This is a genomic window from Marinobacter sp. M-5 (assembly GCF_032911545.1).
GTDB lineage: Bacteria > Pseudomonadota > Gammaproteobacteria > Pseudomonadales > Oleiphilaceae > Marinobacter > Marinobacter goseongensis.
Window position 1 is genome coordinate 137,648 of record NZ_JAWJEK010000001.1, and the last position, 21,497, is coordinate 159,144.

At 60.9% G+C, this 21,497-nt stretch carries 19 protein-coding genes; 12 read left to right on the forward strand and 7 right to left on the reverse strand.

Annotation, left to right across the window (positions count from 1 at the left end; genetic code table 11):
• The first annotated feature begins 122 nt into the window (after positions 1-122).
• From R0125_RS00595 to R0125_RS00605, 3 genes are all read left to right on the forward strand, one after another.
• Complete coding sequence (locus tag R0125_RS00595; RefSeq protein ID WP_248181591.1) at positions 123-731, forward strand: c-type cytochrome; 609 nt, start codon at positions 123-125, stop codon at positions 729-731.
• Between the two features lie 151 nt (positions 732-882).
• On the forward strand, positions 883-1,518 hold the full coding sequence (locus R0125_RS00600) for a thiol:disulfide interchange protein DsbA/DsbL (RefSeq protein WP_248181590.1): 636 nt from the start codon (positions 883-885) through the stop codon (positions 1,516-1,518).
• Between the two features lie 53 nt (positions 1,519-1,571).
• Complete coding sequence (locus tag R0125_RS00605; protein ID WP_248181589.1) at positions 1,572-2,435, forward strand: endonuclease/exonuclease/phosphatase family protein; 864 nt, start codon at positions 1,572-1,574, stop codon at positions 2,433-2,435.
• A gap of 70 nt (positions 2,436-2,505) precedes the next feature.
• Here R0125_RS00605 and rpmG read toward each other — a convergent pair whose 3' ends face one another.
• The 3 genes from rpmG to radC form a co-directional block, all read right to left on the reverse strand.
• Positions 2,506-2,661 carry a 50S ribosomal protein L33 gene (rpmG, locus tag R0125_RS00610; protein ID WP_007153739.1) on the reverse strand — a complete coding sequence of 52 codons (156 nt, stop codon included), beginning with the start codon at positions 2,659-2,661 and terminating at the stop codon, positions 2,506-2,508.
• An 11-nt stretch (positions 2,662-2,672) separates the two neighbouring features.
• Positions 2,673-2,909 carry a 50S ribosomal protein L28 gene (gene rpmB, locus R0125_RS00615; protein ID WP_114335425.1) on the reverse strand — a complete coding sequence of 79 codons (237 nt, stop codon included), beginning with the start codon at positions 2,907-2,909 and terminating at the stop codon, positions 2,673-2,675.
• A 198-nt stretch (positions 2,910-3,107) separates the two neighbouring features.
• Complete coding sequence (gene radC / locus R0125_RS00620; protein WP_248181588.1) at positions 3,108-3,782, reverse strand: RadC family protein; 675 nt, start codon at positions 3,780-3,782, stop codon at positions 3,108-3,110.
• A gap of 162 nt (positions 3,783-3,944) precedes the next feature.
• Here radC and coaBC point away from each other — a divergent pair, with 162 nt between their 5' ends.
• The 7 genes from coaBC (at position 3,945) to argA (ending at position 13,172) form a co-directional block, all read left to right on the forward strand.
• Positions 3,945-5,150, forward strand: a complete 1,206-nt coding sequence (coaBC, locus tag R0125_RS00625) for a bifunctional phosphopantothenoylcysteine decarboxylase/phosphopantothenate--cysteine ligase CoaBC (RefSeq protein WP_317236776.1) — start codon at positions 3,945-3,947, stop codon at positions 5,148-5,150.
• Positions 5,151-5,187: 37 nt separating this feature from the next.
• Complete coding sequence (gene dut, locus R0125_RS00630; RefSeq protein WP_248181586.1) at positions 5,188-5,649, forward strand: dUTP diphosphatase; 462 nt, start codon at positions 5,188-5,190, stop codon at positions 5,647-5,649.
• 97 nt (positions 5,650-5,746) lie between these two features.
• Positions 5,747-8,392 (forward strand): phosphomannomutase/phosphoglucomutase, encoded by a 2,646-nt coding sequence (locus R0125_RS00635; RefSeq protein ID WP_317236777.1) that lies wholly within the window; start codon positions 5,747-5,749, stop codon positions 8,390-8,392.
• A 73-nt stretch (positions 8,393-8,465) separates the two neighbouring features.
• Positions 8,466-9,362, forward strand: coding sequence for an acetylglutamate kinase (gene argB, locus R0125_RS00640; RefSeq protein WP_248181585.1), 897 nt, complete (start codon positions 8,466-8,468; stop codon positions 9,360-9,362).
• Between the two features lie 39 nt (positions 9,363-9,401).
• Positions 9,402-10,643 carry an acetylornithine deacetylase gene (locus R0125_RS00645; RefSeq protein ID WP_317236778.1) on the forward strand — a complete coding sequence of 414 codons (1,242 nt, stop codon included), beginning with the start codon at positions 9,402-9,404 and terminating at the stop codon, positions 10,641-10,643.
• 27 nt (positions 10,644-10,670) lie between these two features.
• Entirely contained in the window at positions 10,671-11,840 is a 1,170-nt protein-coding gene (gene argE / locus R0125_RS00650) for an acetylornithine deacetylase (RefSeq protein ID WP_248181583.1), read from the forward strand.
• 24 nt (positions 11,841-11,864) lie between these two features.
• Entirely contained in the window at positions 11,865-13,172 is a 1,308-nt protein-coding gene (argA, locus tag R0125_RS00655) for an amino-acid N-acetyltransferase (protein WP_317236779.1), read from the forward strand.
• Here argA and R0125_RS00660 read toward each other — a convergent pair.
• Entirely contained in the window at positions 13,146-14,216 is a 1,071-nt protein-coding gene (locus R0125_RS00660; protein WP_248181581.1) for an aminopeptidase, read from the reverse strand. The genes argA and R0125_RS00660 overlap by 27 nt on opposite strands.
• Positions 14,217-14,373: 157 nt before the next feature.
• On the opposite strand from R0125_RS00660, the gene R0125_RS00665 reads away from it, so the two are divergent.
• Together R0125_RS00665 and R0125_RS00670 are read left to right on the forward strand one after the other, a co-directional pair.
• On the forward strand, positions 14,374-18,144 hold the full coding sequence (locus R0125_RS00665; RefSeq protein ID WP_317236780.1) for a DUF1631 family protein: 3,771 nt from the start codon (positions 14,374-14,376) through the stop codon (positions 18,142-18,144).
• Between the two features lie 19 nt (positions 18,145-18,163).
• Positions 18,164-19,030: a phosphoribulokinase gene (locus tag R0125_RS00670; protein ID WP_248181579.1), complete on the forward strand. Its 867-nt coding sequence runs from the start codon at positions 18,164-18,166 to the stop codon at positions 19,028-19,030.
• A 10-nt stretch (positions 19,031-19,040) separates the two neighbouring features.
• On the opposite strand, the gene R0125_RS00675 is transcribed toward R0125_RS00670, so the two are convergent.
• The 3 genes from R0125_RS00675 to R0125_RS00685 form a co-directional block, all read right to left on the reverse strand.
• Positions 19,041-19,898 carry a pirin family protein gene (locus R0125_RS00675; protein ID WP_317236781.1) on the reverse strand — a complete coding sequence of 286 codons (858 nt, stop codon included), beginning with the start codon at positions 19,896-19,898 and terminating at the stop codon, positions 19,041-19,043.
• Positions 19,899-20,028: 130 nt separating this feature from the next.
• A complete protein-coding gene (gene speD / locus R0125_RS00680; RefSeq protein ID WP_248181577.1) occupies positions 20,029-20,823 on the reverse strand; it encodes an adenosylmethionine decarboxylase in 795 nt (264 codons plus the stop codon).
• Between the two features lie 203 nt (positions 20,824-21,026).
• A complete protein-coding gene (locus R0125_RS00685) occupies positions 21,027-21,449 on the reverse strand; it encodes an OsmC family protein (RefSeq protein ID WP_248181576.1) in 423 nt (140 codons plus the stop codon).
• Positions 21,450-21,497: the final 48 nt, after the last annotated feature.

A 21,497-nucleotide genomic window follows, 5' to 3' on the forward strand; every position in this document is an offset into this window, starting at 1 on the left:
ACACCAATTCCGGGCAGCACGCTGAGCGTTGCTGCTGAACAGCCCCGGTTTTGTGCCTGTCTGGGCCAGTGCCTGCCGGCTGCATAACGAAGAATACTTTGGATGAGAGAAGCGGAGCGAGCATGAAAAAACTGATCGCAGGAGTTGTTCTCGGCGTTGGCCTCACAGCGATGGCGCACGGGGCGGGAGATCCTGAAGCAGGCAAAGCGAATGCAGCAGTGTGCGCGAGTTGTCACGGCGAAGGCGGTGCCAAACCCATCATGGGGATTTACCCTAAACTGACCGGGCTGGGTGAAAAATACTTGTACCGCCAGTTAGTGGCAGTCAAGAACGGCGACCGTCAGATCGCCGAAATGACCGGTATTCTGGATAACCTGTCAGACGAGGACCTGCAGGACCTGGCCGCCTATTACAACGAGCAGGACATGACTGTCCAGCAGGCCAATCCGGATCTGGTTGACGCCGGTCAGGCGTTGTACCGCGGCGGCAACATGGCGTCTGGCGTTCCTGCCTGCTCCGGCTGTCATAGCCCGCAGGGCAAGGGTAACGAGCCGGCGGGCTACCCGCGACTGGGTGGCCAGAATGCCGAGTATATCCAGAAGCAATTGAAGGCTTACCGCGATGGTGAGCGTGCCGGTGGCCAGAATGCGTCCATCATGATGGACGTGGCCGCCAAGCTGACCGACTCGGAAATTGAAGCGGTTTCCAACTACCTCTCCGGCCTGAACTGAGCTCATCGGATCAGCGTCGCGACGTGAAGACCCCGCCCGGTGCGGGGTTTTTTTATGCCTTTCCCCGCTTTAATCTGGGGTCGGTGGAACTTTATGCGCACGCTGGGTCATAATCAGGTCCAGAAACAATGTTCAAAAACGGAGATAGTCGATGTTGAGAAGTCTGAGTACTGCTGTCACCTTGCTCGCAGCCTTTGCCATTGCCGGACAGGTCAGTGCGGCGGAGTGGCAGGAAGGCACCCATTACCGGGAGCTCAGTTCACCGGTTCGTACCGACAACAGCGAAACCATCGAAGTGGCAGAAGTGTTCTGGTATGGCTGTCCCCATTGTTACAACTTCAAGCCGCTGGTGGAGTCCTGGGTAGAGGATATCCCGGACGACGTCGATTACGTGCAGATTCCGGCAGCGCTCGGTCAATCCTGGGAACCACACGCCAGGGCATTTTACGCGCTGGAGTTCATGGGTGAGCTGGACAAGGTGCACGACGCGCTGTTCGACGCGCTGGCCCGGGATCGCCGGCCACTGAACTCCGGTGAGGCGCTGGCAGCGTTCGTCAGCGATCATGACGTGGATGGCGAGGCGTTCCTGAAGGCCTACAACAGCTTCGGGGTGAATGCGAAAATGCAGAAGGCGCAGTCCAAAATCCGTGGTGCGCGCATCACTGGGACACCGACTATGCTGGTTAATGGCAAGTATACGGTCAGTGCCTCCATGGCTGGCAGTCATGAAGCGGCGCTGGAAGTGGTGGATTACCTGGTCGAACAGGAGCGGGGCGCTGCCGAGTAAACAACCCTGCTTGCGCAGGTAAACACGCGTCACAGTCGGGTGAGCTGGCCACTATGTACAGACACATTCGCAAGCAGCTGGATGGCCTCCTGCGCCCTGCCCGAGAGCCCAGGGGCAGTTGCAGCTCGGGCAGCGAGCATGTGCCCGAGTTCGAAGCGCACCGGCATATCCGGCTGCTGACGTTCAATATCCAGGTGGGGATCAATACCTCGTCCTACCGGCATTATCTGACCCGCAGCTGGCAGCATTTTCTTCCGCACCGCAACCGCATCGAGAACCTCGACCGAATTGCCACGTTGTTGCGCAACTACGATGTCATTGCCCTGCAGGAGTGTGATGGCGGCAGTCTGCGCAGTGCCTACATCAACCAGGTTCAGTACCTGGCTGAGGCGGCGGGCATTCCTTACTGGTATCAACAGCTCAACCGCAACCTCGGGCAGATTGCCCAGCACAGTAACGGGCTGCTGAGCCGCTATCGGCCGCTGGATGTTACCGAGCACAAGCTGCCGGGGCTGATCCCCGGGCGGGGTGCGATCATTGCCCGCTATGGCTCCGAAGACGACCCGCTGGTGCTGGTGATGATGCACCTGTCGCTGAGCCGGGCGGCGCAGCAGCGCCAGCTGGGTTACATCCGCGAACTGATCGGCGATTATCAGCACGTGGTGCTGATGGGGGACATGAACAATCACGCCGAAGAGTTACTGACCCAGACCCCCCTGAAGGAAACGAACCTGATTCCGCTGCCGGATACCGCCCACAGTTTCCCCAGTTGGCGTCCGGAAAAAGCGCTGGATCACATCCTGGTCAGTCCCAGTCTGGAGATCCGCCGCTCGGAGGTAGTGAGTTATCCGATGTCCGACCACCTGCCGATTGCCATGGATGTGGCGCTGCCGAAAGGGTATCTGGAGACGTTCTGATAAAAGGGAAAGGTTTGAGGCACTAAAAAACCCGGCACAAGGCCGGGTTTTTTGTCGGTCGCCGGATCAATTACTTGATCTTGGCTTCCTTGTACGCAACGTGCTTACGGACAACCGGATCGTATTTCTTGATCTCGATTTTTTCCGGGGTGTTACGCTTGTTCTTGTTGGTCGTGTAGAAGTGACCAGTACCTGCTGATGAAACCAGCTTGATTTTCTCGCGCATGATGCGGCTCCTTAAAATTTCTCGCCGCGGGCACGAAGATCGGCCAGCACAGCGTCAATGCCTTTTTTATCGATGATGCGCATACCCTTGGTGGATACGCGCAGCTTCACGAAACGCTTCTCTGATTCAACCCAGAAGCGGTGGTTCTGCAGATTCGGCAGAAAGCGACGACGAGTGTGGTTCATCGCGTGGGATACGTTGTTACCGGTGACCGGACGCTTACCGGTAACCTGACAAACTCTGGACATACTTGCCTCCGACCTGAGCAATGGTCTTGATATACGAATTCGTTTAATCGCGCTTCTGGTTGTCGCTGCTTGCGCCACGAAAAAGCAAGCTGCTCGCCAGACGCCGCCAGAAAGGGACGCTTTTATACCAGAACTGGCCCCCCAACGCAAAAAATTGTTGGGAATTTGGCCAGTTTTTTGGATCTGGCCCAGCGCAGTTTACATCAACCCCCGTTCAGCCAGGGATATTACCTCACCGTGGCCGACAACCATATGGTCAAGAACCCTGATATCGACCAATCCCAGGGCCTCGCTCAGGCGTCGGGTGAGGGAAATGTCCGCCTGGCTCGGTTCCGCCACGCCGGACGGGTGGTTGTGGGCAAAAATGACCGCCGCTGCATTATACTCCAATGCCTGACGCACCACCTCCCTGGGGTAGACCGCGGCACCATCAATCGTGCCGCGAAACAGCTCCCGGTACTGAATGACCCGGTGTCGGTTGTCCAGAAACAGACCGGCAAACACTTCGTGTGGGTAGGTGCCGAGCCGGCTGCACAGAAAACGCCGGGTGTCGCCGGGGGATCGCAGCGGGTCGCCCTGGCGCAGGGGTTCGTCCATCACCCGTTGCGCCATCTCCATGGCAGCCTGAACCTGGGCGTATTTGGCGGTGCCGAGGCCTTTGACCTCACAGAATTGTCGTTGCGATGCTGTCATCAGGCCGCGCAGGCCACCGAAGTTGTCGATCAGGTGGCGGGCCAGTGCCATCACCGGCATACCGGCGGTGCCGGTGCGCAGGAAAATGGCCAGCAACTCGGCGTCAGACAGGCTGCCCGCGCCGTGGGCCAGCAGTCGTTCGCGCGGGCGCTCGTCGGCGGGCCAGGTGGGGGTGGTCATGGTTGCATCCTTGCGGTCAGTGGTCAGGGTTCGGGTGGCGTCGGCGCGTCCTGCGCAGGCCACTGAAATCTGTCAGAAAGTCTATCACGGGCTGCAGGCTGTCCACAGGCGTTAGCCGTGGTATCTTATGACTTCTTTATGTCATTCGGGTACGGAGCGGGTATGGCCCCACAACGAATTCTGCTGGGAATCACCGGCGGTATTGCCGCCTACAAGTGTGCCGAGCTGGTGCGTCTGCTGAAAAAGGCCGGGCACGAGGTCCGCGTGGTGATGACCCGGGGCGCCGAGGCGTTCGTCACGCCGCTGACCTTTCAGGCCCTGAGCGGAGAGCCGGTGAGGACGTCGCTGCTGGATCCCGAGGCTGAGCAGGGGATGGGGCACATTGAGCTGGCCAAGTGGGCAGATCTGGTTGTGGTTGCGCCCGCCACAGCGGATTTCATTGCCCGCCTGGCTCATGGCCTGGCGGACGACCTGCTGACAACCCTGTGCTGCGCGACCGAAGCGCCCATCGCGCTGGCTCCGGCAATGAATCAGGCCATGTGGAACAACGCCCGCACCCGGCGCAACATCGAATTACTGGCTGAGGATTCCCAGATCCGGCTGTGGGGGCCGGATGAAGGATCCCAGGCCTGCGGGGATACCGGCCCGGGCCGGATGCTGGAGCCCCTGGTTCTGTTCGAGCGGATAACTGGCGACGCCGGTGCGCCATCGCCTGGCCCCGGTATTTTAACCGGCAAGCGGATTGTTATTACCGCCGGGCCAACGCGAGAACCCATTGACCCGGTGCGCTACATCAGCAATCACAGCTCCGGTAAAATGGGCTATGCCATTGCCGCGGCTGCTCGTGCCGCTGGCGCCGACGTGGTGTTGGTCAGCGGGCCGGTCACCCTGTCTGCACCTTCCGGCGTGCTGGTTCGGCCGGTGATGACCGCTGAGGAGATGCTGATGGAAACCAGTCGTGCGGTGGACGAAGGCTGCGACCTGTTCATCGCCACTGCCGCGGTAGCGGATTACCGTCCCGGTGCCTGCGCCAGTGACAAGATCAAGAAGACCGGCACAGACATGACTCTGGCCCTGGTGCGCAACCCGGATACTCTGGCAACCATTGCCGCTCGGGACGATGCGCCTTTCACGGTCGGGTTTGCCGCAGAAACCACCGATGTGGAGCATTACGCCCGCGACAAGATGGCACGCAAGAAGCTGCACATGATTGTTGCCAACGATGTCTCCGTGCCCGGGTTGGGTTTTAACAGTGATCGTAACGCCGTCACCGTGTTCTGGCCGGGTGGCCAGCAGGCCATCGGGCCGGAGAGCAAAACCGGTATCGCCCGCCGGCTGATCGCACTGATTGCCGGGCAACTGCCCTGAACCGTATTTCTCTGAAACCCTACCGACAGGAACTTTCATGACACGCAAAACACTTCAGGTCCGCATCCTGGACCCCAGAATCGGTGACACCATCGCGTTTCCGGAATACGCCACCGAGGGCTCTGCAGGACTGGATCTGCGGGCCTGCCTGGAGCAGCCGGTGACCCTGAAACCGGGCGATACCGAGCTGATCAGAACCGGCCTGTCGATTCACATCGCCGATCCTTCACTGGCGGCCGTTATCCTGCCCCGTAGTGGTCTGGGCCACAAGCACGGCATTGTGCTGGGCAATCTGGTTGGTCTGATCGATTCGGACTACCAGGGCGAACTGATGGTGTCGTGCTGGAATCGTGGGCACAGCGAGTTCACCATCGACATCGGTGAGCGTTTGGCGCAATTGGTTCTGGTGCCGGTGGTGCAGGCGGATTTTGAAGTGGTTGATGCCTTTGACGCCAGTGACCGTGGTGCCGGTGGTTTTGGCTCCACCGGCACCCGTTGATCAGGTAACAGACTGTAAACGCAGAAAAAGCGTCGGGCGTCTATACTTGGCTGATGGCTCGTTGCCTCGGAAAAAATTATAAGTGCAGGATGGACTCATGAAGCTGGGTAAAAAGAAGAAACCGGATGACGCTGTGGCCGACCAATCCGATAACCCGTCGCCGGCTGAATCGAAGCCGAAAAAAAGGGCAGCCAGTGGTCCACGCCTGAAACGCATGGGCTCGGTTGCCGGAACCCAGGCGGCGGTGGTGTTTGTGGCCGGTTTGCTGGCGGCGGGGCTGATCCACTTTCTGATCGTCGGACCGGCGGAATCGCGCCGTGCGCAGTTGCAGGCGGCGGTTGAGGTCGACACCGCGGCCAATCGCCTGAACCAGCACGTTGCGCTGTTGCAGGCCGCGGTGTCCGGACTGGCCGCGCAGGGTCACGTGCGTGAGGCGCTGGCCAGCCCACAAGAAAGGCAGGCCGTTACGGATGAGCTTGCCGGTGCCTTGCCCGGCGTGCGTGCAGTTCACCTTTTCCCCTACGGTGATATACCTCGCAGTGCCAGTGGCTCGGACACCCTTGGGTTTGCCGGTCTCGACCTGGCCCGGCGGGCCGAATCCGGGCGTTCGTTGCACCCCGACGCCTTTCCCCGCGACAACCAGTGGTATTTCCAGCTGGCCGCACCTATTCGTAATCCGAATAATCAGGCCATGGCCGGCAGCATGCTGGTGGTGTTCGATGCAGCGCAACTGCGGCCGCTGCTGGCGGTGAATAACGATCAGCTTGGCGGGCAGCTGGCGCTGGTGCAAACAGTCGGTGGCAGCGCCCGGGTGGTGGTCAGCAACGGCACCGGCGGCGGTGCCGCGCTGGAGCGGGGGCTCGGCGCCCCGGACTGGTCCATCAGCTACAAACCGGCCTCGGCCCCCGTTCCGGTGGTCAGCGCCATGCTCTCGCTGATTCTGGTGCTGGCTCCGGTGCTCGTTGCGGCGATTGTGGTGTGGATGCTGCTGGGCGCGGCCCAGCGGAGTATCCGTCAGGATGTGACCGCGCTCACCCAGTGGGCTCAGAAAGTATTCGGCGGTGAGCGATTGAAGCTGCCCGCGCTCAGGTGGGACATGGTGGCTTCCACCGGCGAGGTCCTGCAGCGGTTGTCCCAGATGGTTGATAAGCGGATGGCGAAAGCCTCCGAGTCGGCCCGGCCGGCGAAGGGAGCGTCAAAGCCGGTGCCGGCAGAGACCGACGAGCCGTTGTTCCAGGAAAAGGACATGCTGGACATCGACATGCTAGACGGTGATGAAGACGTTCTGGGTTTCGGGGGTGGCAGCGGGGATGACAGTCTCAGGGAGGCCTCTCCGGCATCGGCAGTGCGGGAGGCGACACCGCCATCGGTCAGCGTGCCTGCCGGAATCTTCCGGGCCTACGACATACGGGGCATTGTGGGTGAAACCCTGTCCGAGGATATTGTGTATACCATCGGCCGCGCCATTGGCAGCGAAGCGGCGCAGCGGGGTGTGGACAGGATCTGCATCGGCTACGATGGCCGTCACTCCAGCCCCGATCTCGCGGACGCCGTGGCTCGGGGGATCATGTCCACCGGCTGCAATGTGGTTCACGTGGGGGCGGTACCCACGCCGGTGCTGTATTTTGCCACTCACAAACTGCAGACCGGTTCCGGGGTGATGGTGACCGGTAGTCACAACCCGGCCAACTACAACGGCCTGAAAATCATGCTGGGCGGGGAGACTCTGTCCGGTGATGCCATTCAGAAGCTGCTGCAGCGGATCCAGACCGGAGATCTGGCCAGTGGCCAGGGGTCCCAGTCGTCCGAGGATGTCCGGCGCGCCTATCTGGATCGTATTGTGGGCGATATTGCCGTGGCTGCACCCCTGAAGGTGGTGCTGGACGCCGGTAACGGTATTGCCGGAGAGCTGGCACCCATGCTGGTGGAAGAGCTCGGCTGTGATGTAATTCCCCTGTACTGCGAGGTGGATGGCGATTTTCCCAACCACCATCCGGATCCCGGCAAGCCCGACAACCTGGCGGACCTGATTGCCCGGGTTCAGGCGGAAAAAGCGGATATTGGCCTGGCCTTCGATGGCGATGGAGACCGCCTGGGTGTCGTGACCAACACCGGCAAGATCATCTGGCCCGACCGCCTGCTGATGCTGTTTGCTCGCGACGTGGTTTCGCGCAATCCGGGCGCTGACGTGCTCTACGACGTCAAGTGTAGCCGCCGCCTGGCGGGGGTGATCTCCGAAGCCGGGGGGCGCCCGATCATGTGGAAAACCGGACACTCGCTGATGAAGGCGAAGATGAAGGAAACCGGGGCATTACTGGCGGGAGAGATGAGCGGCCACATCTTCTTCGGCGAACGCTGGTACGGGTTCGATGATGGCCTGTATTCGGCCGCCCGGCTGCTGGAAATTCTGGGCATTGAGGACCGCCACAGCGATGAGGTGTTCGAGGATTTCCCGGAAGACATCAGTACGCCTGAACTGAATGTGGATGTGACCGAAGACACCAAGTTCGAGCTGGTGGCGCGCCTGGGGAAGGAAGGGGTGTTCGGCGATGGCAATATCAGCACCATCGATGGCATTCGTGTGGACTATGCCGACGGCTGGGGCTTGTGCCGGGCGTCGAACACCACCCCGGTGCTGGTGCTGAGGTTCGAGGCGGAAACCGAGGAGGCACTGGAGCGCATCAAACAGGTGTTCCGTGACCAGCTACAGAAAGTGGCTCCGGACCTGGCGGTGAGCTTTTGATGGCCGCCCGGAGCACAGACAGAGCACTCTGACACTACGTTAACCGACCGTTTGGAAAGGCGAAGGCAGCAACATGGCACTGGATCGTGAAACAGCAATGCAGGTGGCGTCCGTACTGAGTAAGGGCTTGCCCTACATTCAGCGTTTTACCGGAAAAACCGTGGTCATCAAATACGGCGGTAACGCCATGGAGAACGAAGAGCTCAAGAGCAGTTTCGCCCGCGACGTGGTGCTGATGAAGCTGGTGGGCATCAACCCGATCGTGGTGCACGGCGGCGGCCCGCAAATTGGTGGGTTGCTGGAGCGGTTGAACATCAAATCCCGCTTCGTCAACGGCATGCGGGTGACCGACAGCGAAACCATGGATATTGTGGAGATGGTGCTCGGCGGTCAGGTGAACAAGGAAATTGTGTCACTGATTAACGCTCAGGGCGGCACTGCCGTGGGTCTGACCGGTAAGGATGCCAACCTGATCCGTGCCCGAAAGCTCGAGGTGTTCGACCGTTCCCCGGAACTGGAGCGGCCGGAAATCATCGATATCGGTCACGTGGGCGAGGTGGCCAGTGTCAATGTGGAGGTCATCGACATGTTGACCCGAAGCAACGTGATTCCGGTGATCGCACCGATCGGCGTAGGCCCCGATGGCGCGTCCTACAACATCAATGCCGATCTGGTGGCGGGTAAAGTGGCAGAGGCCATGAAAGCCGAAAAGCTGATCCTGCTGACCAATGTGTCCGGCCTCAAGAGCAAGGAAGACAAGGTGCTGACCGGCCTGACCGCAAAGCAGGTCAACGATCTGATTGAAGATGGCACCATCCACGGCGGCATGCTGCCGAAGATCCGTTGCGCGTTGAGTGCGGTGGAAAATGGCGTGCGCACGTCTCACATCATCGACGGCCGGGTTGCGCACGCCACCCTGCTGGAGATATTCACCGATGAGGGTGTGGGGACACTGATTTCCCGCAACTGATGGGTATCCGGTCGTATTGCCCGGCATGAGGATAAATGGATGAAACGCCTGCTGACTTTTGTGGTCATCATACTGCTGTTCGGTTGGGTGCTGTTCAAAGCATCGGTGTGGTGGCTGGCGGACCAGCGCCTTGCCGACACCCGGGCGGCCATGGAGCAAGTGGGCGTGATCGAGCGGGGCTCGATCAGCTCGGGTATTGAGGGGCGTCTGCTGCTTAACGACGCCAGTTACCAGGATTTCCGCCTTGCCGGCCCGCTGCGCGCCGGACGGGTAACCTTTGATGCCGGCTCGCCGGTGAATCTGTTGAAGACGCTGCTGGATCCGGCGGCACTGCCACCTTCATGGACCCTGCGGGGAGAGCGGCTGGGCGTGCGAGTCGAGGCCAGCATGTTCCGCAACTGGGTCACTGACGGTGCTGATGGCGCTGACACCCTGTTTGCGCCGGTCTGTGGCCCCGACCACCGCCAACAACTGGGCAGCGGAGACCTGGTGAGAATGGGGATGAACGGCATTGGCGGCGAAATCCTGATCCGGCAGCAGCCCGAGGATCTGTATCTGGAAATCACTACGGATAAGGCTGGCAGCCTGGAAGCCCGCTGGCCCGGAGTCCGCCTTGATGTGCTGAACCCCGATTCGCCGATTCAGGGCGCGGACGGGCCCATGCGAGTTATTCTCCGTGACGGTGGTCTGATGCGGCGGATCGCCGCCTACTGCGCCCGCGAATCTGCCGTGGCCACCGAAGAGTGGACCGAAATCGTGATGGAGGCGTTTCGCTCCGGGCTGAATGCGCGCGGTTACGAGGCCAGCCCACAGTTACTGGCGCTGTATCGGCAATGGCTGACCGAGGGCGGTGAGCTGACCCTCACGCTGATGCCCGGCGAAGAGCTTATGGGTGTGCCGGTGCGGGAGCCGGACGGGGAACAGTCCGCAACACTGGCAGTCAGGTACAATGAACAGGTCGTTCCGGACGTCTTTCTGAGGGCGGTTCAGCCCCCCGAGTCGACCGTTGCAGGGGAGGCTGTTCAACCTCTGGTTCCGGAGGGTGAAGACGGCCAGGTGGCCGGCTGGTACCCCGCCGATGTGACCGAAGCCGGCCGCTGGAAAGGGCGCACGGTGAAGGCCACCTTGTCCAACGGCAATGTGGTGGAGGGGCGATTGGCCAGTGTCGGCGAGCAGACCCTGGAGATTGCCCGTATTGTGGGTGGCGGCGAAGTCGCCTACCCGATTGTTATTCGCGCCATTGAGTCATTTGAGGTCTGGCGGCGCGGCCAGACCCGTTGATCCGCAACCGGATCAGGGAATTGTTCTATGTCTGAGTCCACACTGAAAACCGGTTTTGTGCCGGGTATTCGCGACATGCTGACACGGCTGATCGCCTTGCCATCCATCAGCAGCGCGACCCCTGAGTGGGATCACAGCAATGAGGCGGTCGTGCGCACTCTCGCCGAGTGGCTGGAGCCGCTGGGTTTTGCTGTTGAGATGATGCCGGTGCCCGGCATGCCGGGGAAGTACAACCTGATTGCCACTCTGGGCAGCGGCCCCGGTGGGTTGGTGCTTTCGGGGCACACCGACACCGTACCCTTCGACGACAAGCGCTGGCAGAGCGATCCGTTCACTCTTACCGAGCGTGACAACCGCTGGTACGGGTTGGGCACCTGCGACATGAAGGGGTTTTTTCCGCTGGCCATCGAAGCGGCCCGGGCGTTCGCCGGTCAGAAGCTGCAACAGCCGCTGATCATTCTGGCCACCGCCGACGAAGAGAGCTCGATGAACGGCGCCCGGGCGCTGGCGGAGGCAGGGCGGCCGAAAGGCCGTTACGCGGTGATTGGCGAGCCCACGGGGCTGAAGCCGGTGCGCATGCACAAGGGCATTATGATGGAGCGGCTGAAGTTTGAGGGGCAGTCCGGGCACTCGTCGAATCCGGCGCTCGGCCGCAATGCCATGGAGGGCATGCACGAGGCTCTGGGCGAATTGCTGGCGCTGCGGTCGGGCTGGCAGGCGCAATACCAGAACCCGAACTTTGAGGTGCAGGTGCCGACCATGAACCTGGGCTGCATCCACGGCGGTGACAACCCGAACCGGATCTGCGCCCAGTGCGAATTGCATTTTGATCTGCGCCCGTTGCCGGGCATGAATATGGAAACCCTGCGCCAGGCCATTCTGAGTAAAGTCCGGCCGGTCGCAGAACGCCGTGAGCTGAACCTGGTGTTCGAGCCGCTGTTCGATGGTGTGCCGCCGTTCGAGACGCCGGCGGATGCGGAGCTGGTTCGTGCCTGTGAAAAGCTGACCGGTCACACCGCGCACGCCGTGGGCTTTGCCACGGAGGCACCGTGGTTGCAGCAGCTCGGTCTGGAAACCCTGGTGATGGGCCCCGGCTCCATCGATCAGGCCCACCAGCCCGATGAGTTCCTGGAGCTGTCGCAACTGGAGCCCACCGTCAGGATCCTCAAGGGATTGATTCACCAGTTCTGCCTGTAACACCCAGGCCATCAGGAGAGACGATTGAAATCCAACGACTGGCTGCACGGATTCCGCCATTCATCCCCGTACATCAACGCCCATCGGGGCCGCACGGTGGTGCTGACCATTGGCGGGGATGCGGTAGCCCACGACAACTTCATCAATATCATTCACGACATTGCGTTGCTGAGCAGTCTCGGCGTGCGACTGGTGGTGGTATTCGGAGCGCGCCCGCAGATTCAGGAGCGTCTGGACAGTGCCGGGGTGGAGTCGTCGTTCCATCGTGGCCTGAGAATGACGCCGGAGGATCAGCTACCGCTGGTACTGCAGGCCGTTGGCGGGTTGCGGGCGCATCTGGAAAGCCACTTGTCCATGGGGCTGGTGAACTCGCCGATGCACAATGCGCGAATTCGTGTCAGCGGCGGTAACTTCGTGACCGCGCGCCCGGTCGGGGTTCTCGATGGGGTAGACTTCGGTTACACCGGGCGGGTACGCCGGGTGGATGTGGCCGGTATCGAAAAGCTGCTGGAGCTGGGGCACATTGTGTTGCTGCCGCCCCAGGGCTATTCCCCCACCGGCGACACGTTCAACCTGTCTTACGAGGATGTCGGCAGCCAGGTGGCGGCTGCCCTGCAGGCCGAGAAACTGATCATCTTCATCGACGATCAGGGTCTGCTGGAGGCCGACGGCTCGCTGATTCGCGAGCTGTCTGCGCGGCAGGCCTCCGAGCAGCTGGCGCAAGGCGCGGTCACCGGTCACGATGCCGCCTTGTTGAAAGCTGCCTGCGATGCCTGTGTCAAAGGCGTGCGCCGCTCCCACATCATCAGCTACGTGAATGACGGCGCCCTGCTGGAGGAGCTGTTCACTCGCGACGGTTCCGGCACTCTGGTCAGTGGCGACCACTACGAGCAGATTCGCCAGGCCCGGGTCGAAGACATTGGCGGTGTGCTGGAACTGATCCAGCCGCTCGAAGAGCAGGGCATTCTGGTGCGTCGTTCGCGGGAGATGCTGGAAACCGAAATCGACCGTTTCGTGGTAGCGGAGCGCGATGGCACCATTGTCGGGTGTGCCGCGCTCTACCATTACCCGGAGGAAGGCGCCGGTGAATTGTCCTGCTTCGCCGTCGACCCCAATTACCGCCGTGCCGGCCGCGGCGATGACATCCTCGCGATGGTGGAGAGGCTGGCGCGCAGCCAGGGCATCGCGCGGTTGTTCGTGCTCACCACCCAGACCGAACACTGGTTCCGTGAGCGCGGTTTTCTGCCCTCAACGGTTCAGGAACTGCCGGGGCCAAAACTGGCGGCCTACAACACCCAGCGCAACTCAAAAGTGTTCGTCAAAACGCTCTGACAGGTGCAGCAGTGCCTGCGAACGCTGCTCGGACTCCCGTGCCGACAGCGTACGCACCTGCTCGAAAAAGTCGGCAAAGCGGTAGTCATGCTCCCGCAGCAGCTGGCGGAATCCGGGCACGTACTGGTTGTACTGGCGGAACAGCGCCAGGTTGGCGTTGTTGAGGGTGTCTACGGACTCGCCGAAAGGCCCGGGTTCATCCCAGCTCTCGGCCATCGCATTATAGCGGGCCATCAGGTCGGCGATCAGCTCCTGTTTCTGTTGCCGCATGTCGGCTGCAGCCACCGCGCCCGGGCCCTGGTACAGGCGCTCGAGGGCCGTCACCGTGTCTTCTACCAGCACCAGGGTGGCGTTCCTCTGTTTCAGGCGTGCCAGCGCTTCGGCAAATCCGCTCGTATCGCCCCTCTCTTCCAGCCATAGCCGCAGGCCCTCCAGCTCCACCGCCGTGGCGAAGCTTTCATTGAACGCGGTGTCCTCGTCCACGTACACCACCCGGTGCGCGAGTTCATGGAACATCAGCGCCACCATGCGGTCATCGGGCAGGTTGGTAAAACCGGAATGCAGCGGATCATCGAACCAGCCCAGCGTGGAGTAAGCGGTGACACCGCCAATAAAGGTGTCGTAGCCGCGGGTGCTGAGGATTTTCTGCTCAGAGCGCGCATCGTCAAGACTGAAATAACCGCGGTAAGCCTGGCATCCGGCAACCGGGTAGCACCACTGACGCGGTGTCAGGGAAAACTCCGGCGCCGCCACCAGATTCACCACCACCCAGGGGCGCCCCAGCTCGGTGAACTCGGTGAAGGCATCGCCTACTGGCAACGCCAGGCGGCTTTTCGCAAACGCGCGGGCGTCTCGGGCCAGTGCCAGCTTGTCCGCCAGAGACGGGTCGGTCGCGGGATTTTCCAACAGGTCGTCAACCGGTTGCGCCGACCACATCAGCGAGACGTGGCCGCTGATGGCCTGACTGTAGTAGCCAATGGTCGTACACCCCGGAAGCACTGTTACCAGTAGCAAAAGCGTATAGATCTGACTAAGCTGTGTCATGGTTCACAACGTTATAGTGTGTCTGTCTCAGCACGGGATTCCTCACTATATTACAGACAGATCCCGGATGAGTAGTTTGCGGCAGATGCCGCTCCTTCAGGGACACCGGTGGAAGAGAAGAATCCTTCCCCCGTTTTTGCCAGATATCAGGTAGTTCATGGACCCCAGAGATCGTCGCACAAGCCCTCGAAAGCCTATCAAGCTCGCCGCCCAGCTGGATCTCGGCTCGGGTGAGACCTGGCCATGCCAGATTGCCGATTTCTGCGCGGAGGGGCTGTTTGTTCGCTACTCCGGGGATACTTCGCGCAAGCTCGAACGGATTTTTGCCAACGATCATCCCGACGAATTTGTTGTGCGCTTCCGCACGGCGGAGGGCAATCGTCGCCACGAGCTTCACGTCAGTGCGATTCGTCGTATCGAAGGTGCTATGGGGGTGCACTTCACCCGTTCCAATCCCGACGCCGTGCACGCCATGCTCAAGCAATGCGGCGGCAGCCGTGATCAGGAGCGATCCGCACTGCGGGCGCCCAGCGACCGGGTACAGTTCGTTCTGCATCAGTCGGCGCGGGCAGTCGTGCAGTTTATCGAGCCGTTGATGGACACCTGTTTCGTGCAGATGCTGGCGGCCCTGAAACAGGCGGCACAGCGTGCGGTCAGTGATCAGCAGGCCAACGACTACATGGACGCGACGGGGCAACTCCAGGCCCGCCAGCGGGTGATCTGGCATCAGATGGCGCAGAATCTGGAGTCACCCCTCAAACCGGCACCCAAAGGATTTCCCGGTTCAGAACTGTCGGTGGTGGACAAAGGCGAATTCGAGGACTGGCTGACTATCCGGGTCATGGTCACCAAAGCGGACACCCAGTTCCGCGGCGAGTTGCTGCAGTTGAAGCTTAGGCTCGACACGCTGGGGGTTGCCAATGCCACTGGCCACCACAACCCGCTTGGGCCGTCCCTGGTTTGTGAAGCGTTTCATAACGGGTTGAACCACCTCAAGGCCAGTCGCGATGTCGAGAAGATCTGTCTCAAGGTGTTTGAGCAGACCGTATTGCAGCAGCTCGGCCCCCTGTATCAGGAACTCAATAATATTCTGATCCGGCACGGCGTGTTGCCGGATCTGGACCTGAGCAAATACCTCAGTGAGCGCCCGGCGGCAGCGGAAGAAAAGCCGGCGCCTGCACCAAAACCCGCGACAACAAGCGCGCAATCGTCATCCGCCGCAGTAGCAGTCCCGGAGTCCGCGCCGCCTGCCCGGCAAACCGCGCCTGAGCGCAAACCCGGATTTGCCGGTCGTGCACCGCAGGAGTTTCGCGGTCACGCCCAGGCAGCCCAGACCGCGTTTGCCACGGTGCGCAACCTGATTGGTACGCTCACCGCCAGCCGGCTGGCCCGCGGCGATGCCGAGCCAGTGGCGTTTGCCCCCAACGCGCGCCCGCTATCCGCCGGTGAATTGCACCGGGAGCTGCAGCAGCTGCAGGCGGAAACTGCAGCCCTGGCTCCGGATCAGCCGAGCCTTCGTGAGCGGGTGGTGGAACGAGTCAAACACAGTGGCGATCACGCGCTCAATGACGAACAGCAGGACACTCTGGACGTGGTCGACCGCTTTTTCCGCAGCGTGGTGGAAAGCCCGAAACTCAGCGATTATGCCCAGAGCCGGATGCGCCAGCTGGAAGTGCCGGTGCTGAAGGTGGTGATGCGGGATCCCACGTTTTTCGATGACCAGAACAGCCCGGTTCGCGGTGTGATGAACCGTCTGGCCCAGCTAGGGGTCAAGGGTGGACGAATCAATCCGGTGGTACAGCGCCGTATTGACGAGCTGATTCATCGCATCACGACCGATTTTGAACAGGACACCGGGGTGTTTGACAGTACTCTGCAGGAGCTGGACACCCTGATCGATCGCCAGAACCTGGTGTACCGTCGCAATGTGGAGCGGGTGACCGCGGCCGCTGAAGGCGCGCAGAAAGTAGCGGAGTCGAAGGCGGCTGTCGCCGAGGTGTTGAACCGGAAACTGGCCGGGCGCCGGGTACCCCGGGCTCTGCTGAGTCTGCTGGAGGGTGGCTGGCGTGACCTGCTGTCGCTGACGTGGATCCGACAGGGGCAGGACAGTCAGTTATGGCAGGACTATCTGTCGGTTGTGGATTCTCTGCTGGCGTTTGCGGATGATCCGAAAGCGGGTGTCAACCTGCCGGAGTTGCTGCGGGTGATCCAGGATGGCCTGGCCTCCATTTCGAGCAACCACATGCCGTCATCCCAGATCCGGGATGAGCTAAAGCAGTTTCTGGTTCGCAGTGTCGAGACACCGGCCGAGATGGTGGACATGCCAGCGCTAGCCTCGGAGGAGAGCAGAAGCAAGACTCTGTCCGAGCGTGAGCAGAAAAGCCTGCAGCGCTGGATCCATCGGGCCAAGCAGTTGCGCACCGGTGACTGGTTGCGGGATCAGGACAATCCTGACGAGCCCCAGTACATCCGGCTGGTGTGGATTGCCCGCGAATTCAGTCGGTTCGTGTTTGTGAATCACCAGGGCATGCGGGTGGTGGAGTTGGACCTGGAGGCGCTGGCGCGTCAGATGCGCAAAGGCATCGTGGTGCCGGACAGCCAATACGAGCGTCCATTGGTGGACGAAAGCCTCGACCGGATGGTACGAAAGGTCTATGACCAGCTGTCGTGGGCGTCGACCCACGACGAGCTGACCGGCCTGCTGGGGCGTCGTGAATTCGAGCGGGTGCTGGATCAGCAACTGGCGCAGCGGGAAGATGAGCGGGCGCTGCTGCGACTGGACCTGCGCAAGTTCCGTCTTCTCAACGATACGGCCGGCTATCAGGCCGGCGACGATGCCTTGCGTCAGGTCGCGGACATACTCCGCGCCCGGGTGGTGGATGGCATGCCGCTGGCGCGTCTGGCGGGCAATGAGTTTGCCTGGCTGCTACCCGCAGAGACCGCCGCCGAAACAACACAGGCCATCATTGACGATATCGAGGCCTGTGACCTGATCTTCGGGGAACGTCACTACCGCCTGTCGGCCAGCGCGGGGATGGCCATGGAACTGCCGGCTCTGGCGACTGCTGAGCGCTGGCTAAGAGCCTCAGAGCAGGCGATGAAGGCGTCCAAACAGCAGGGGCATGGCAAGGTGGTGAACTATACCCTGGACGCCGATGATCAGTCTCGCCAGGAGCAGATTGCCGCCAAGGTTGCCAGTCTCGGAGATCTCGATGAAGAGCGCATGCTGCTGCGCTGCCAGAAAATGATACCGCTTCATCCCAACACCGAAATGTCGGCCCAGTACGAGGTGCTGATCAGCATGTACGACGATGCCGGCAACCTGATCGCCGGCCGCGATTTCGTGCGCACCGCCGAGCGCTATGACCGCATGCAGGCCGTGGACCGGTGGGTGGTGGGGCATATGCTTGACTGGCTGCGGGACAAGGGGCCGGACCCGGAACATCTGGGCGGTGTCTGTGTGAACCTGTCCGGTTATTCGCTCAACGACCAGTCGTTGCTGGAGTTCATCTATGACAAACTGAGCCAGAAGGATGCGCCCATCGAGCGTTTGTGGTTCGAGTTGACGGAAACTGCCGCTATCACCGATCTTGATCGCCTGGCCGGGTTCATGACCGAACTGAAAGAACTGGGCTGCCGGTTCTGCCTGGGCAACTTTGGCAGCGGACCGGTGTCGTTCCAGTTGATGCGTACCCTGCCGGTGGACATGATCAAGCTCGACAGCGCCTTCACCAACCAGGTGGACATCAACGATACGGACCGCGCGATGGTGAAGTCCATGGTGGATATGGCCCACTACATGAAGCGGGAAGTGATTGCCTCGCAGGTGGAGTCCCGCGACGTGCTTGACCAGTTGAGGCAGCTGGGTGTGGATTATGCCCAGGGTTTCGTGATCGAAAAGCCGCGGTTGCTGGACAGTCTAAACTAACTTCTGAGCTCTGTTTGCCATGTCAAAACGCCATCCCGTTATTGCGGTGACCGGGTCCTCGGGCGCGGGCACCACGACCACCGGCCAGATTTTCAGTCGCATGTTTGCCAGTGAAGGGCTGCACGCCGCCATGGTCAGTGGCGACAGTTTTCACCGTTACACCCGCGAGCAGATGGCCCGCCTGGCCGCGAAGGGTCAGTTTGGTGAGCGCAACCATTTCGCGCTGGCCGCCAATCATATCGAAAAGCTTGAGGCCCTGTTCTACGACTACGGCCACACCGGCAACGGTCAGTATCGCCAGTACGTGCACGATGAAGACCAGGCACTGCGGTCAGCGGGCCACAAGCCGGGTACTTTTACGCCCTGGGGGCCGCTGCCGGCGGATACGGACCTGTTGTTCTATGAAGGGCTGCACGGAGGTGTGGTCAGCGACACCTACAATATTGCCCAGTACGTGGACCTGCTGATCGGTGTGGTGCCCATCGTGAATCTGGAGTGGATCCAGAAAATTCACCGGGATACCAACAAGCGAGGCTATTCCCAGGAAGCCGTGGTGGAGACCATCATTAACCGCATGGACGACTACGTGCATGACATCGTGCCTCAGTTCGCCCAGACCCACATCAACTTCCAGCGGGTGCCGCTGGTCGACACCTCCAACCCGTTCGTGGTTCGGGACGTGCCCACCGAAGATGAGAGCATGGTGGTGATCCGCTTCCGCGAGGCGTCGGAAATCGACTTTCCGTATCTGCTGCAGATGATTGCCGGCAGCAGTGTGTCCCGTCACGACACTCTGGTGATCCCCGGTACCAAGCTGGGGCTGGCCATGGATCTCATCCTGAGACCCATGGTGTTGCGATTGATGGCGCAAAAACCCTTCGCGTGATTGGTCGCCCTCAGGCTGTCAGGCGTCCGTCCCGGTAATCCCGTAGCGTCTGCTCGATCTCCGCGCGGCTGTTCATGACGAACGGGCCGTACTGAACTACCGGTTCGTTGATCGGCCTGCCGGCAATCAACAGCAGACGCGCGCCCGCCCTGCCGGCTTCCAGCCGGATCTCGTCGCCGCTTCCGAGGATGCTGGCTGCGCTCGGGGTGAGTGCCTCCGGGTGCTCGCCGTGGCGCAGCCCGGCGCTGCCTTCGTAGAGGTACAGCAGGCCGTCCAGTTCCTCATCAACCGGGAGTGAAACAGCGCTCTCAGGCTCCAGCTGGATATCGATGTAGAGCGGGCGGGTGCTGCCACCGGTCACAGCACCGGCCCGGTTGATGCCATTAATGGCAACCTCACCGGCAATCAGTTTCAGTCGACCCCCCTTAAACGGTACCTCGGGGATGTCTTCCGGTTGCAGATCGCGGTAGCCGGCGGGCTTCATTTTCTCGGCCGCCGGCAGGTTGAGCCAGAGCTGGAAGCCGCGCATGCGACCGGATTCCTGCTGGGGCATTTCCGAATGCACAATGCCGCGCCCGGCGGTCATCCACTGCACGCCGCCGTTCCTGAGGTTGCCCCGGTTGCCCAGGTGATCCTCGTGAAGCATGTGGCCTTCGATCATGTAGGTTACGGTCTCGAAGCCCCGGTGCGGGTGCGAGGGAAACCCGGCAATATAATCCTGGGGTTGATCGGAACCGAATTCGTCGAGCATCAGGAACGGATCCAGGCGAATGTTCTGATGTTGACCGATGGACCGTTTGATTTTCACGCCGGCACCATCGGAGGTTTCCAGAGCGGGAATGGTTTGCTTGACGGCTCGTAAAGTCATGGTGTCCTCCTTGCGTGGCTATCATGCTATTAAACGCCGGAGGCTGTCGGGAAGAAAACGGAGATTTTCGGAGTGGGACATCAAAAAAACTGAATGACCGGCGGCGGGGTGCCGCCGGTCGCGACGGGGCTCATTCCACGTTGCGGGAGTAGAAGATCTCCAGCATCTCACGGCGCAGGCGATCTTCGATGGACTGGGCTTCACCCGGGTCGAGGTCGCTGGCGTTGACGCCGAACACGTAGTTGTCGAGTTTGAAGTTCTTCAGCATCATCTTGGTGTGGAACAGGTTTTCCTGGTACACATTGACGTCAATCATCTGATAGGCGTTCTGGGTGTCTTCGGTCAGGTAGTTCTGAATCGAGTTGATGTCGTGATCGATGTAGTGCTTGGTGCCATCCACATCGCGGGTGAAACCCCGGACCCGGTAGTCCACAGTGACCACATCGGAATCGAAGCTGTGGATCAGGTAGTTCAGCACCTTCAGCGGCGAGATCAGGCCACAGGTGGATACGTCGATATCGGCGCGGAAGGTACTGACACCATCATGGGGATGGCTTTCCGGGTAGGTGTGCACGGTGACGTGGCTCTTGTCCAGGTGCGCCACGATGGTGTCCGGCAGCGGCCCCGGGGATTCCTCGTTGTCCGGCTCCTCGCCACTAGTGAGTTCATGCTCGGCAATCAGCATGGTCACCGACGCGCCGTGGGGCTCGTAGTCCTGGCGGGCAATGTTGAGAATGTTAGCGCCGATGATCTTGACCACATCGCTGAGAATCTGGGTCAGTCGCTCGGCGTTGTACATCTCGTCGATGTAGTCGATGTAGGCTTCACGCTGTTCTTCAGTCTGCGCATAACAGATATCGTAGATATTGAAGCTCAGGGATTTGGTCAGGTTGTTGAAACCGTGCAGCTGGAGTTTTGATTCCATGCTCAGCCCCTCCGAATGATGGAGATGAATGACTACAGAATGCCTGACAGGGCATTCTGCTGAGGCCGCCACCGATAACTGACCGGGTTGTTCACCATTTGCGCAGACCGGCGGAGAAGGGTGCGTATTATGCACACCGCGAATGACGTTGGGTAGTCTGTGCAACCAACTTTTGGTAACCGGGTTTCGGTGGCTGCCGCCGGCTATTCCGCCTCGCGGACCTCATGGCTGTGAGTGATCTCGACGCCGGCCTTTTCAAGCATTATGGATGCTGAGCAGTATTTTTCCGCAGACAGGCTGACGGCGCGTTTGACCTGCCCCTCTTTCAACTTGTGACCGGTCACCACAAAGTGCAGATGAATGCGGGTAAACACTGCGGGAATGGCGTCGGCGCGTTCGGCCTCGAGCTCGGCGTGGCATGCGGTCACATCCTGCCGGCTTTTCTTGAGAATACTCATAACGTCAAAGGATGAGCAGCCGCCCAGGCCCATCAACAGCAGCTCCATGGGCCGGGGCCCGAGATTTTCGCCGCCGTGATCGGGCGGGCCGTCCATCTGAACCGTGTGTCCGGTGCCGCTGGTGGCTGTGAAGCTGGCGTTGCCGGCCCAGTCTATGGTTGCTTTCATGGCGAAGTGCTCCGCAGTACAAGGGGATCTGGGCGTGATGCTAGCACA